Source organism: Polynucleobacter sp. GWA2_45_21 (assembly GCF_001830325.1).
GTDB lineage: Bacteria > Pseudomonadota > Gammaproteobacteria > Burkholderiales > Burkholderiaceae > Polynucleobacter.
The window spans coordinates 222,717-234,868 of record NZ_MHZG01000001.1 but is presented as its reverse complement, the minus strand read 5'-3'; the positions used below and the strand labels follow the sequence as shown (position 1 = coordinate 234,868).

At 47.3% G+C, this 12,152-nt stretch carries 14 protein-coding genes; 8 read left to right on the top strand and 6 right to left on the bottom strand.

Features of this window, described 5'->3' with window-relative positions; genetic code table 11:
* Nucleotides 1-21 precede the first annotated feature (21 nt).
* The 5 genes from rimM to A2X74_RS01155 all read left to right on the top strand — a co-directional run bounded on the left by rimM (nucleotide 22) and on the right by A2X74_RS01155 (nucleotide 3,660).
* A complete protein-coding gene (rimM, locus tag A2X74_RS01175) occupies nucleotides 22-585 on the top strand; it encodes a ribosome maturation factor RimM (RefSeq protein ID WP_293627598.1) in 564 nt (187 codons plus the stop codon).
* Nucleotides 586-629: 44 nt separating this feature from the next.
* The gene (gene trmD / locus A2X74_RS01170; RefSeq protein ID WP_293627596.1) at nucleotides 630-1,376 is read left to right on the top strand and encodes a tRNA (guanosine(37)-N1)-methyltransferase TrmD; all 747 of its coding nucleotides are present in this window, start codon (nucleotides 630-632) and stop codon (nucleotides 1,374-1,376) included.
* Between the two features lie 126 nt (nucleotides 1,377-1,502).
* A complete protein-coding gene (gene rplS / locus A2X74_RS01165; RefSeq protein ID WP_114653724.1) occupies nucleotides 1,503-1,901 on the top strand; it encodes a 50S ribosomal protein L19 in 399 nt (132 codons plus the stop codon).
* A 65-nt stretch (nucleotides 1,902-1,966) separates the two neighbouring features.
* Complete coding sequence (locus A2X74_RS01160) at nucleotides 1,967-2,704, top strand: CoA pyrophosphatase (protein ID WP_293627594.1); 738 nt, start codon at nucleotides 1,967-1,969, stop codon at nucleotides 2,702-2,704.
* Nucleotides 2,701-3,660 (top strand): CobD/CbiB family protein, encoded by a 960-nt coding sequence (locus A2X74_RS01155; RefSeq protein ID WP_293627592.1) that lies wholly within the window; start codon nucleotides 2,701-2,703, stop codon nucleotides 3,658-3,660. The genes A2X74_RS01160 and A2X74_RS01155 overlap by 4 nt, the downstream gene beginning before the upstream one ends.
* Here the strand turns inward: A2X74_RS01155 and rsgA are convergent.
* Complete coding sequence (rsgA, locus tag A2X74_RS01150) at nucleotides 3,605-4,618, bottom strand: ribosome small subunit-dependent GTPase A (RefSeq protein ID WP_293627590.1); 1,014 nt, start codon at nucleotides 4,616-4,618, stop codon at nucleotides 3,605-3,607. The two genes, A2X74_RS01155 and rsgA, sit on opposite strands and share 56 nt — an antisense overlap.
* Before the next feature lie 14 nt (nucleotides 4,619-4,632).
* Complete coding sequence (locus A2X74_RS01145; RefSeq protein ID WP_293627588.1) at nucleotides 4,633-5,892, bottom strand: M48 family metallopeptidase; 1,260 nt, start codon at nucleotides 5,890-5,892, stop codon at nucleotides 4,633-4,635.
* A gap of 15 nt (nucleotides 5,893-5,907) precedes the next feature.
* On the opposite strand from A2X74_RS01145, the gene orn reads away from it, so the two are divergent.
* A complete protein-coding gene (orn, locus tag A2X74_RS01140) occupies nucleotides 5,908-6,495 on the top strand; it encodes an oligoribonuclease (RefSeq protein WP_293627587.1) in 588 nt (195 codons plus the stop codon).
* A 73-nt stretch (nucleotides 6,496-6,568) separates the two neighbouring features.
* Here orn and mog read toward each other — a convergent pair whose 3' ends face one another.
* Nucleotides 6,569-7,192, bottom strand: coding sequence for a molybdopterin adenylyltransferase (gene mog / locus A2X74_RS01135; protein WP_293627585.1), 624 nt, complete (start codon nucleotides 7,190-7,192; stop codon nucleotides 6,569-6,571).
* 26 nt (nucleotides 7,193-7,218) lie between these two features.
* On the opposite strand from mog, the gene pmbA reads away from it, so the two are divergent.
* On the top strand, nucleotides 7,219-8,565 hold the full coding sequence (gene pmbA, locus A2X74_RS01130) for a metalloprotease PmbA (protein ID WP_293627583.1): 1,347 nt from the start codon (nucleotides 7,219-7,221) through the stop codon (nucleotides 8,563-8,565).
* 45 nt (nucleotides 8,566-8,610) lie between these two features.
* Nucleotides 8,611-9,693 carry a TRAP transporter substrate-binding protein DctP gene (dctP, locus tag A2X74_RS01125; protein ID WP_293627581.1) on the top strand — a complete coding sequence of 361 codons (1,083 nt, stop codon included), beginning with the start codon at nucleotides 8,611-8,613 and terminating at the stop codon, nucleotides 9,691-9,693.
* Nucleotides 9,694-9,763: 70 nt separating this feature from the next.
* On the opposite strand, the gene A2X74_RS01120 is transcribed toward dctP, so the two are convergent.
* The 3 genes from A2X74_RS01120 to A2X74_RS01110 are packed head-to-tail and all read right to left on the bottom strand — an operon-like array spanning nucleotide 9,764 to nucleotide 12,152.
* Nucleotides 9,764-10,261 (bottom strand): dihydrofolate reductase, encoded by a 498-nt coding sequence (locus tag A2X74_RS01120; RefSeq protein ID WP_293627579.1) that lies wholly within the window; start codon nucleotides 10,259-10,261, stop codon nucleotides 9,764-9,766.
* A 14-nt stretch (nucleotides 10,262-10,275) separates the two neighbouring features.
* Nucleotides 10,276-11,070: a thymidylate synthase gene (locus A2X74_RS01115; protein ID WP_215301534.1), complete on the bottom strand. Its 795-nt coding sequence runs from the start codon at nucleotides 11,068-11,070 to the stop codon at nucleotides 10,276-10,278.
* A gap of 38 nt (nucleotides 11,071-11,108) precedes the next feature.
* Nucleotides 11,109-12,152, bottom strand: coding sequence for an NAD(P)/FAD-dependent oxidoreductase (locus A2X74_RS01110; RefSeq protein WP_293627577.1), 1,044 nt, complete (start codon nucleotides 12,150-12,152; stop codon nucleotides 11,109-11,111).

Sequence of the window (12,152 nt, the reverse complement as noted above, 5' to 3'; positions counted from 1 at the left end):
GGGAGTTGAGGTGGCTTCAATATGAATACACCTTCCCTAGATGATTTGATTGAGCTCGGTGCAGTTCAGGACGCTCAAGGCTTACAGGGTCAGATTAAGGTTCGCCCTCATTCTTCCGATCCCGTAGCGCTCTTATCTAGCAAAGAACTTTGGTTATCTCTCATTCCTCGTCGGAGTGCTGGTGTTGCTGCGTCTCATGAGCAGGCTTCATTAAAGCTTTACAAGGTGAAGCAGGCCAAGATGCATAGCGGTACCGTAGTGATCGCTTTAGATGGCATCACCGATCGTGACCAGGCCGAGGCTTTAAAAGGTGCTCGCATCTTAGTTGCACGCGAAGTATTTCCAAAAGCAGAGAGCGATAGTTATTACTGGGTTGATCTGATTGGCTGTAAGGCAGTTAATCTTGAAGGCGAGAGTCTGGGTGTGGTGATTGACGTTAACGATAACGGAGCTCACGGAATCATTGCACTTGGCGATCCAGAAACTAAAACAGTAAAACAGTTGGTGCCCTTCGTAAAAGAAGTGGTGCAAAACGTTGACTTACCTAATAGACTCATTACTCTAGATTGGCAGCTTGACTGGTAGTAGGAGCTAAGCTCAAAAAAAGTAACTGATTTTCCATTTCTAATATGCGCTTTGATGTAGTCACCTTATTTCCTGAAATGTTCTCCGCATTAACGCAGTGGGGCATCACTGGGCGCGCCTGTGAGCAAGGTCTCGCTAAGGTCAATCTCTGGAATCCTCGGGATTATTGTTCCGATCCACGTAAGACTGTGGATGATCGGGCATATGGTGGCGGCCCTGGCATGGTGATGATGGCAAAACCTTTGGAAGATACGATATTTGCTGTTAAAGCGACTCATCAGGCGCAAAAAATTCAATCTGGTCCCATTTGCCTCTTGGCACCTCAAGGCGAGGTCTTTTCTCAGAAGATAGCGACAGATATCCTCAATTACGGCAATTTAACCTTTATTTGTGGTCGATATGAGGCTGTTGACCAGCGATTTATTGATCGAAATGTCGATTTACAGCTCTCGATGGGTGATTTTGTGGTTTCTGGTGGTGAATTACCCGCTATGACCATGATGGATGCGGTTATTCGCCTCATTCCAGGGGCCTTAGGGGATGGGGAGTCTGCCGTCCAAGATAGCTTTATTAACGGTCTTTTGGACTATCCGCACTACACCCGTCCTGAAATATATGAAAATTTATCTGTCCCAGACGTGCTTTTGGGCGGACATCACGCTAAAATAGCGGATTGGCGTCGGCAGAAGTCTTTAGAGCTGACGTTCAAGCTTAGACCTGATTTAATTAAATCAGCAAGAGCAAATGGGTTGCTAAGTAAAGAAGATGAGCAATTTCTTCGAACGCTGTAAGTGATTATGGTTTTGAATGAAGTGTTTGTGTTTTGATTTAGTGAAATGGTTTTAACTGCATCCTCTGTCTGGTCCGTTGATGAAAGTCTCGGGATTAAACGCTGACAAGATGTTTAAGGATTAATAATGAATTTGATCGAAAAAATTGAGCAAGAAGAAATTGCTCGCTTAAGTGCTAACAAAGTGCTTCCTACTTTCGCTCCTGGCGACACAGTAGTTGTTGGTGTAAACGTAGTTGAAGGTACACGTAAGCGTACCCAGGCCTTTGAAGGCGTTGTGATTGCCAAGCGCAATCGCGGACTCAATTCCAGCTTTATCGTTCGCAAGATTTCATCTGGCGAAGGTGTAGAGCGTACATTCCAAACTTACTCACCATTGATCGCTAGCATTGAAGTTAAGCGTCGCGGTGATGTACGTCGCGCGAAGTTGTACTACTTGCGTGATCGTTCAGGTAAGTCTGCACGTATTAAAGAAAAACTTCCTGCGCGCAAAGTTAAAGCAGTTGCTGAGACAGCAGCGGAATAAGGTTTGCTTTAATCCAAAAAGAAGGCGGCCTAGGCTGCCTTTTTTTATTCCCCTAAAATAAGCGAATGACACAAAAGTCCAAACCCCAAGATCAAAGATTGAGTGCTGCAGCTCCACTGGGTTTTGATGCGCAGGCCATTCCGATCCATGAGGTGTGTCACGATCAGGCCAAGGTAGCCCAGCATATTCTGGATCCTTTAGCTTTGAAAAGTCGCTTTCAGAGCCCCCCAGTTTGGCAGCCAGAGATTACCGATGAAAATCGTCAGGTGATTGCTGCCGATATTATTGCCAAGCGTCAGGCGGCTGGGAAGATTACTCGGGCAGCAGTTTTAATTCCTTTGTTGCTGAGGAGTGAAGGCTTATCTGTTTTACTAACCCAGAGAACCGATCATTTACATGATCATGCTGGTCAAATTAGCTTTCCAGGCGGTCGCATGGATCCGGGTGATGCTGACCCTCATGACACTGCTTTGCGGGAGAGTGAAGAAGAAATTGGACTTGATCGAGCTGCAGTGGAGATCATCGGCCATTTACCCCAGTATTTAACGGTTTCGGGCTATAGTGTGACTCCGGTTGTTGGATTTGTAAAACCTCAGGCAGAATATGTCTTAGATACTTTTGAAGTAGCAGATGTGTTTGAAGTGCCTTTACATTTTTTAATGGATCCCGCGAATCATCAAGTGCGGATCTGGGAGAGTGATCAGGGTAGTCGTCGGTTTTATTCAATGCCCTATGAAAATCGTTTTATCTGGGGTGCTACTGCTGGAATGTTGCGTAACCTTTATCATTTATTAAAAGTATGACTTTCTTTTCTATTCTTTTCGCCCTCATTGCTGAGCAATACCGACCAGTAACTTCAAGTCATTGGAGTGCCCGCATGAGTGCTCGCTGGTTGGATTGGGTTGCTGGCGAATTCGGCGGCAAGACTGAGGAAGGTGCAAGCCCGGTTGGTGCTCGTATGGCCTGCCTAGTTGCATTCATACTGCCAACATTCTTGGTCTTCATTATTTATGTTGTGTTTATGGTGACCTTCCCAATTTTGGGATTTGTGTGGAACGTCATCATTGCCTATTTATTTTTTGGCTTCCGTCAATTTAGCCACTCCTTTACGCTGGTTCATGAGGCAATTGCAAATTATGATTTGCCGGCGGCACGTGCAGCTTTAGGCGACTGGTACGGCCCCGAATTGGATACTTCCAATCTCACCGAGACTGAAGTCATTTCACTTGCTTTAGAGCGCGCCATTATTGGCGCACATCACCATGTATTTGGTGTGCTGTTCTGGTTCTTAATGCCAATGGGGCCAGCAGGCGTGGTCTTGTATCGCTTGGCTGATACAGCTGCCCAGCGTTGGTCAGAAAAAGGTGATTTCAATCTCAGCGAAGCCGCTCGTCATTTCTTCTACGTATTGGATTGGGTCCCAGCTCGCATCACCGCAATGGGCTTTGCGATTGTTGGTAACTTCGAAGGCGCTGTGTATGCATGGCGCCACCTCACTGGCAAATGGTCTGACTCCTTGTCAGCAGTAATCTTGGCATCAGGTAGTGGTGCCTTAGGCGTGCGACTTGGTGAGCCTATGAGTGAGCCTGACAGCGATGAAGCTTTGCGTATGGCTGAAGCAGGTGAGCCTGTTGTTTACGAAGTAGGTCTTGAGCCGAATGAGCGCACGATGCGATCTGCAATTGGCTTGGTATGGCGTTTGGTTATCGCTTGGATGGCTTTATTGCTAATGCTGACCATCGCTCTTTGGCTTGGCTAATTCCCTGAATCTGCGTATCAGCTGTTTTTGAGTCAGAACGCAATTGTCTAAATAGCGCCAGTCTTTCTGGCGCTATTTCATTTCTGTCGACTGCTTCTCGTATTGCGCAATCTGGCTCGGATTGGTGTGCGCAGTTATGAAAGCGGCACTTGCCTAGCAGATCATGAAACTCCCTAAAGGCATGCTCTAGTTCACTCACAGACATGTGGGCTAAACCAAATTCTTGAAAACCTGGGGAGTCAATTAAGGCGCCCAATTTTCCGCTAGCATCACGACCCCAAGTTTCTGGCAACTCAAAGTAGCGGCAAGCTGTTGTGGTGTGTTTACCGGTATCTAAGCGAACTGAATACTCTTGAGTAATTGCTGCTGCATTGGGAACCCAGGCATTGAGTAGGCTAGATTTACCCATGCCAGATTGACCTACAAACACGGAAACCTTCCCGCAGATAGCGGGGCGTAATGCTTCGATGGAGGCTTCATCAAACTTGGCAGATACCTCTGTTATGGGGTAGCCCATACGCGCATAGGGCGCAATGATTTTGCGGGCATGCTCTAAGTTGTCTTTGAGATCACATTTGTTGAGCAGAATATGCAAACCAATTTGATTGGTCTCAGCAGCAACAACCGCTCTTCCTAGTAGGTCAGGAGAGAATGCGGGTTGTGTAGCTAGTACCACCAATATTTGATCAACATTTGAGGCAATGAGTTTGCTTTTAAAGGCATCCGATCGATAGAGTAAGTTTTCTCGTGGCTCGATGCGAATAATGCGCGCTTGATCGGCCGAAGTCATCTCCAACAACATGCGATCACCTACCGCGCCGATGTGCTGCTTTGCTGGTGTGCTTACCTGAATTAATTCACCGATAGGAGATTCATTGCCGCGCTCATCTTTTACTAAGCGCTGCGCTAAATAATGTCTTCCATAGGAGGCAGTCAATAGCGCATGAAATTGTTCCATTAACCCCATCAATCCTAGGTAGCTTGGTTGAATCGTTTGAGATTAGCAATGCGCAATGGTGCGGGAGGATGCGAGCTATAAAAAGTGGTGTAGATCGGATCGGGCGTCAAAGTAGAAGCATTGTCTTGATAGAGCTTGACCAGGGCAGAGATCAAATCATTTGCAGAGGATTTGTCTGCAGCAAAACCATCTGCTTCGTATTCATGTTTACGTGATGCCAAGCTAGATAGTGGGGTGAGGAAGAAGCTAAATACTGGTGATACCAGCATAAAGAGCGCTAAAGCCAAGCCGCCGTTATATCCATTCGGGTTGGGCATCACACCAAGGTCGCTGTAGAACCATGGCTGTGTGCTGACCCAGCCTAATAGCGCGAGAGTGACAAAGCTTAAGGCAAAAGAAACCAGTAGGCGTTTGCGAATATGGTTGCACTTGTAGTGACCGAGTTCATGAGCCAGTACTGCCTCTACTTCGCCGGCGTTGAGTTTCTCAATCAAGGTATCAAAAAAGACAATGCGCTTTGCTTTACCCATGCCGGCAAAAAATGCATTTCCGTGTGCGCTACGTTTGCTGCCATCCATCACAAATAAACCTTGGCTTGCAAAGTCACAGCGTTTTAGTAGGGCTTCGATTTGTGTTTTGAGTGCGCCTTCTTCTAGTGCTTCAAACTTATTAAAGATTGGTGCGATAAAGGTCGGAAATACCCACTGCATTAACAAACTGAAGGCAGTAAGAACGCCCCAGGCCCAGAGCCACCAAAGGTCTCCTGCTTGGGCCATCAAGCTCAGAATGACCCAGAGGAGGGGAACACCAATCGCACCACCAACCCCTAGACCTTTGAACATATCGCTAAAGAATAGTCGAGCGTTCATACGATTAAAGCCAAAGCGTTCTTCCAAATAGAATTGCTTGTACCAGGAGAAAGGTAGGTCAATAATTCCGGAGATGATGACGATGGATATAAGTAAAGCCATTTGCTGCGCAATGCCTTCCCCCAATAGTTGCAGAAGGGATAGATTTAAAATTTGCAGACCACCCAAGAGTGTGAAGCTGATCAAGATAATTGCGCTGACACCGTTTTCAAAAATACCGAGGCGCAATTTAGCGATGGTGTAGTCGGCCGCTTTTTGATGCTCGGCTAGTGAGATCTGAGGGGCAAACTCGGTGGGCACCACATCGCGGTTAAGGGCGACGTGACGAATTTGGCGTTGGGATAACCAGTGGCGTAGACCAAAGCTGGCGATGAAGGCGATTAGAAAAACAATTGTGAATGTCATGAGATGATTATAGATATGAGTGAAAAAATAGTTATCCCAGCAGTTAAGACAGCGTCACCCAGTGAACACCTGATTTGGGTGGATATGGAGATGTCGGGCCTAGACCCTGAAAAAGAGCGTATTTTGGAAATCGCCGTGATTGTCACCGATGCGCATCTCAACACCATTGCCACCGCCCCTGTTTGGGTGATTCATCAGGAAGATGCCCTATTGGATGCCATGGATGCTTGGAATAAGGGTACCCACGGACGTTCTGGGCTGATTGATAAGGTCAAGGCATCGACTATGGATGAAGCGGCCGCTGAAGCAGAATGCATCGCTTTTCTGAAGAAGTACATCAAACCTGGTATTGCTCCAATGTGTGGCAATACGATTGGTCAGGATCGCCGTTTTATGGCGAAGTACATGCCAAAACTAGAGGCATTCTTTCATTATCGAAATATCGATGTCTCTACTCTCAAGGAGCTTTGCAAGCGCTGGCATCCGGAGTTGGTAAAGGGCTTCACCAAGAAGCAGGCTCACACTGCCTTGGCGGATATCGAAGAGTCTATTGAAGAGCTTAAGTACTACCGAGAAAAATTCATCGTGCCTTTACCGGAGTAATTCGGCTTCTTGGTATGAGTAATGTAAAAAGGGTCTAGTAATAGACCCTTTTTTATTCAATCGTGAGGACGCCTTACTTCTTGACGGCACTTTTGGGTCTATAGACTTTAATGACCGATTCATGAGTTTGGATAATGGGACCGCCAAACAGCTCAATGCAGTAGGGTACTGAAGCAAAAATACCCTGCACAACGGGCTTGCCTTCAGCGTCTTTCAGCCCTTCGAGCGTCTCCTTGATGGATTTGGGTTGTCCTGGTAAGTTGATGACAAGGGCGGTATGCCCTTCGATTTCTCGCAAAACAGCGGTTTGTCGGGACAAAATCGCCGTAGGTACAAAGCGTAGGCTAATTTGGCGCATTTGCTCGCCAAATCCGGGCATTTCCCGGGTTCCGGCATCCATAGTGGCTTCAGGGGTTACATCCCTCCGAGAAGGGCCTGTGCCGCCTGTGGTGAGGACTAAATCACAGCCAAGATCATCCGTGAGCTCCACGATGGTTTCAGTGATGACTTCTCGCTCATCGGCAATCAGGCGCTCATGAAAGACATAGGGTGTGCTGAGGGCGCTTTCTAGCCAGCTTCGGAGGGCGGGGACCCCTTCATCCGTGTAGATGCCTTTACTCGCTCTGTCAGAGATCGAGATTAGGCCAATTTTGATTTCGTCAGGGGAGGATCGTTTCCAGGCTTCGGTATGCTTCATGTTTCTATTCTAGCTATTATTAGGACATGTTTACATACTCATCAAATCAGTTTCAAGAAATCATTGATTTCATGCTCACGGAAGCCAAAAGGCGGGGTGCCTCAGATGCGGTGGCAGAAGTTTCTGAGGGGCAAGGTCTTTCCGTTACCGTCCGCAAGGGTGAGGTTGAGACCATAGAGCAAAGCTTGGATAAGCAGGTTGGGGTAACGGTCTTCCTGGGCCATCGCCGCGGCAATGCTAGTACCAGTGATTTCACCAAGGAGTCTTTAAAGGCTACGGTTGAAGCTGCGTACCATATCGCTCAACATACGGCGGAAGATTTATGCGCCGGCCCTGCTGAAAAAGAACTTCTCGAAAAACATCCGCTTGATCTCGACTTGTTTCATCCATGGGATTTAGATTCAGCAACTGCAATTGATATTGCGCGCGCTGCTGAAGGTGCCGCTTTTGCAGTGAGTAAGCAAATTCAAAATAGCGATGGAGCTTCGGTATCGGCACATCATGCGCATTTCATGATGGGGACTAGCCATGGATTTATGGGTGGCTACCCATTCTCTCGTCACTACATTTCTTGCGCACCAATAGCAAATGAGGGCGGTAAGAAGTCACTGATGCAAAGAGACGATTGGTATTCCAGTTCGCGTATCCCAGAAGAATTGGCTGATCCGGCTGCGATTGGTAAGTATGCGGCAGAGCGTGCACTCTCACGCCTTAAGGCAAGATCACTAACGACCCGCCGTTGCCCCGTTATTTTTGAGGCGCCCTTAGCGGCTGGACTTTTAGGTGGTTTGGTGCAGGCCGTTTCTGGTGGTGCTCTATATCGTCGCTCGAGTTTTTTGTTGGATAGTCTGGGTAAACAAGTATTACCTAAGCACGTAAGCCTCTTTGAAAACCCGCACCTAAAATCGATGACGGGTAGCGCACCTTTTGATGAAGAGGGCGTGAAAACTAAAGCCAGAACAGTGGTTGACAAGGGTGTCTTGCAGGGTTATTTCTTGTCCACTTACTCCGCCAGAAAACTCGGCATGAAAACTACTGGTAATGCTGGTGGCTCCCATCACCTGACATTACAAAGTCGTAAGACACCTAAAGGTGGATTACCCGCACTCTTAAAGGCAATGGGTACGGGTCTCTTAGTCACAGAGCTCATGGGCCAAGGCGTGAACTACGTCACTGGCGATTACTCTCGCGGCGCTTTTGGTTATTGGGTAGAGAACGGTGAGATCCAGTACCCGGTAGAGGGAATTACGATTGCGAGTAACTTGCGCGATATGCTGATGGATATTCAGATGATTGGTAGTGATTCGCTGATTCGTGGAACCAAAGAAACGGGCTCCATCTTAATTGGATCAATGACTGTTGGCGGTAAATAAAAATACGAAACAACCTTATAAAATAAAAATATTATGGAGAAGAAGATGCAAAGACGTTCCTTTTTAAAGAAGGCAACTATTGGTGCGGGTGCAGCTGCATTAGCTGCTCCGTCTATTGCACAGAGTTTGCCAACCTTGAATTGGCGTTTGGTCTCAAGTTTTCCTAAATCATTAGATACTTTAATTGGTGCGCCGGAAGTATTTGCCAACGCCTTGCGCAAAGCAACTGATGGTAAGTTCAATGTCAAAGTATTCGCTGCGGGTGAGGTAGTTCCAGCCCTACAAGTATTGGATGCAGTTCAAAATGGTACGGTGGAGTGTGGTCATACTGCCAGCTATTACTACATAGGCAAGAACAGCGCCTTTATCTTTGATACTGCAGCACCATTTGGCATGACAGCGCGCCAGCAATCTGCTTGGATGTTGCATGGTAACGGCATGAAGTTGATGCGCGAGCTCTACGCTAGCTACAACGTCGTCAACTTCTTGGGTGGGCAAACTGGTACTCAGATGGGTGGCTGGTTCCGCAAAGAAATTAAATCACCAGAAGATCTCAAGGGGCTCAAGTTCCGTATCGCTGGATTTGCGGGCCAAGTGCTTGCGAAGTTAGGTGTGGTGCCACAACAGTTGCCTGCTGGCGAAATTTATTCAGCATTAGAAAAAGGTACGATTGATGCTGCAGAATTTGTGGGCCCCTATGATGATGAGAAGTTGGGCTTAGCTAAGGTTGCTAAAAATTATTACTACCCCGCATTCTGGGAGGGTGCGGCTAGCCTTTCATTCCTAGTGAATAAAAAGCAGTGGGATTCATTGCCGCCTGCATACCAAGCTGCATGGCAAGCAGCCTGTTTTGAGGCTCACACTGATATGTGTGCCAAGTACGATGCCTTGAATCCACCGGCGTTACAACGACTGGTTCAAGGTGGCGCAGTATTGCGCAAGTTCAATGCCTCAGTTATGGATGCCTGCTTTAAGGCTAGCCAAGAAACCTACGCTGAGGAATCCGCCAAGAACCCTCAGTTCAAAAAGATCTTTGAAGACTATCGCGTCTTCAGAAACATGGAAGCGCAGTGGTTTAATGTCGCAGAACAGGCATTTGCACAATACAGTTTTGCGAAGAAACTTTAAAACTTTGGATGCTGGCAGTGGATTAGAAAAGGGCTCCTAGGAGCCCTTTGTCTTTTACCTTTCAATCTACTTAGTTGCGCTCAAGCGTAATAAAGCTAAAGGCAATCTCTCCCTCAGACGCTGGGGTGCACTCAATCTCTTTCCATTGCTCTGGATCGGGAACTTCAAAGAAGGTGTCCCCACCCTCAACATCCATATCGATTTCTGTGATGTAAAGACGATCTGCTTGAGGGAATGCTTGGGTGAAGAGTTGTTCTCCACCAATCACAAATACGCGTGGGAATTCGTTCAAAGTAGTGAGTGCTGCATCGAGTGAGTTGACGACTTCTGCGCCTGTGAGCTGTAAGTCAGCATTGCGACTCACCACAATATTGCGACGTCCAGGAAGCGGGCGACCAATAGATTCCCAAGTCTTGCGACCCATGATGACGGGGTGTCCCATGGTTACTTTTTTAAAGAACTGCAGATCAGCAGAAATCTTCCAAGGCATTTGGTTATCACGACCAATCACGTGATTACGTGAGCGGGCAACAATCATCGAGATAGCGGGGTGTTTAGCTACAGTCATGCGGTTCTCATTTCTTAAACAGCTACTGGAGCTTTAATGGCGGGATGGGACTCATAGCCAGCAATTTCAAAATCCTCGAATTCATAATCGAAAATGGAGTCTGGCTTGCGCAAAATATTGAGCTTAGGCAGTGGGAAGAAGTCTCTTGATAATTGAAGATCTACTTGCTCTAAATGGTTGCTATACAGATGGCAGTCGCCGCCAGTCCAGACAAAGTCACCTACCTCTAAATTGCACTGCTGAGCCATCATGTGGGTCAATAGGGCATAGCTAGCAATATTGAAAGGCACGCCTAAGAAGATATCGGCACTGCGCTGGTATAGCTGGCAAGAAAGCTTGCCATCAGCAACATAGAACTGAAAGAAAGCATGGCAAGGTGCTAAAGCCATACGAGGAATATCCGCCACGTTCCATGCGGAGACAATAATGCGACGCGAGTCTGGATTCTTTTTGAGAGTCTCAACCACTTCGGCAATCTGATCGATATGTTGACCATTGGGCGCGGGCCATGAACGCCACTGGTAGCCATAAATTGGACCCAAGTCACCATCAGGAGCTGCCCATTCATTCCAAATAGAAACACCACGCTCTTTGAGCCAGTTGTTATCGGTGCTGCCCTTCAGAAACCAGAGTAATTCGAGAATGATGGACTTGAGATGGAGCTTCTTGGTAGTGACCATCGGAAAGCCTTCAGCCAGATTAAAACGCATCTGATGGCCGAAGATGGAGATCGTTCCGGTTCCGGTTCTGTCGGACTTTTGGACGCCCTTTTCGAGGACTTCCTTCATGAGGTTGTGATATTGACGCATAGGTTTATTCAGCTAAATGATTCAGTGATATTAAGAGCTTACTCGAATGTCGGTGGGCTGACCCCAAGCGCTTTATGAAGCTTTGGGGAGGTGGTGGTGTATTGGAGCTGAATCTGCTTTTCTGGGGCCAGATAGGCTGCGGCAGCAAAGGCTGCTAATGCCGCCTCATGAAAGCCGGACAGAATCAATTTTTTCTTGCCAGGGTAGATATTGATATCTCCAACAGCGTAAATGCCGGGAGTGCTAGTCTGAAAGCAGGCTGTATCTACAGCAATTTGCTTGCGATCGATACCGAGACCCCAGTCAGCAATAGGGCCCAACTTAGGGGAGAGACCATAAAACAATAAGAGTGCATCTAGGCCGATGTTTTGAATTTCACCATCAATATTGGTAACAGCAATTTCAGTGAGTTTGTCATGAGAGCTTTCAAGACCGGTAATTTGTCCGATGATGAGTTGCATCCTCCCGGCGGCGCAAAGCGCGCGCATCTTGGCAACTGATTGAGGCGCAGCTTTAAATTCATCTCTGCGGTGAATTAGTGTGACGCTTGCAGCATGATCAACAAAATGTAAGGCCCAATCTAGCGCGGAATCTCCGCCACCACAAATGACCATGCGCTTGCCTGAAAATTGTTCAGGGTTTGTGACGCGATAGAAGACTTGTTTATCTACAAAGGCCTCAATGCCATCCAGATTGAGTGTGCGTGGTTGAAATGCACCAACGCCCGCAGCTATAAAAATGGCCTTAGTTAGGAATTGTTGATCTTGGCTTGTGCGAATCAGAAAGCGGCCATCAGCTTGCTTTTCTAGAGTGGAGACCTCTTGATTTAAGTGGAACTGTGGCTTGAATGGCTCAATTTGTTTGAGTAGATTGCCAATCAGTTCGCGACCAGTGCAAACCGGAATTGCCGGAATGTCATAGATTGGCTTATCTGGATAGAGCTCAATACATTGACCACCTACTTCAGGAAGGGAGTCAATGACATGCGCTTTAATTTCTAGAAGTCCAAGCTCGAAGACTTGGAAGAGTCCCACCGGACCGGCGCCAATGATGACTGCATCGGTTTCAATGGGGGAGTGCAA

Bases quoted from the DNA above. Each gene is read 5' to 3' on its own strand.
- pmbA (WP_293627583.1), top strand. From the start codon at position 7,219: ATGTTTACATACTCATCAAATCAGTTTCAAGAAATCATTGATTTCATG.
- orn (WP_293627587.1), top strand. From the start codon at position 5,908: ATGAGTGAAAAAATAGTTATCCCAGCAGTTAAGACAGCGTCACCCAGT.
- mog (WP_293627585.1), bottom strand. From the start codon at position 7,192: ATGAAGCATACCGAAGCCTGGAAACGATCCTCCCCTGACGAAATCAAA.
- rplS (WP_114653724.1), top strand. From the start codon at position 1,503: ATGAATTTGATCGAAAAAATTGAGCAAGAAGAAATTGCTCGCTTAAGT.
- rsgA (WP_293627590.1), bottom strand. From the start codon at position 4,618: ATGGAACAATTTCATGCGCTATTGACTGCCTCCTATGGAAGACATTAT.
- trmD (WP_293627596.1), top strand. From the start codon at position 630: ATGCGCTTTGATGTAGTCACCTTATTTCCTGAAATGTTCTCCGCATTA.
- A2X74_RS01115 (WP_215301534.1), bottom strand. From the start codon at position 11,070: ATGCGTCAATATCACAACCTCATGAAGGAAGTCCTCGAAAAGGGCGTC.
- A2X74_RS01145 (WP_293627588.1), bottom strand. From the start codon at position 5,892: ATGACATTCACAATTGTTTTTCTAATCGCCTTCATCGCCAGCTTTGGT.
- A2X74_RS01155 (WP_293627592.1), top strand. From the start codon at position 2,701: ATGACTTTCTTTTCTATTCTTTTCGCCCTCATTGCTGAGCAATACCGA.
- A2X74_RS01160 (WP_293627594.1), top strand. From the start codon at position 1,967: ATGACACAAAAGTCCAAACCCCAAGATCAAAGATTGAGTGCTGCAGCT.
- dctP (WP_293627581.1), top strand. From the start codon at position 8,611: ATGCAAAGACGTTCCTTTTTAAAGAAGGCAACTATTGGTGCGGGTGCA.
- A2X74_RS01120 (WP_293627579.1), bottom strand. From the start codon at position 10,261: ATGACTGTAGCTAAACACCCCGCTATCTCGATGATTGTTGCCCGCTCA.
- rimM (WP_293627598.1), top strand. From the start codon at position 22: ATGAATACACCTTCCCTAGATGATTTGATTGAGCTCGGTGCAGTTCAG.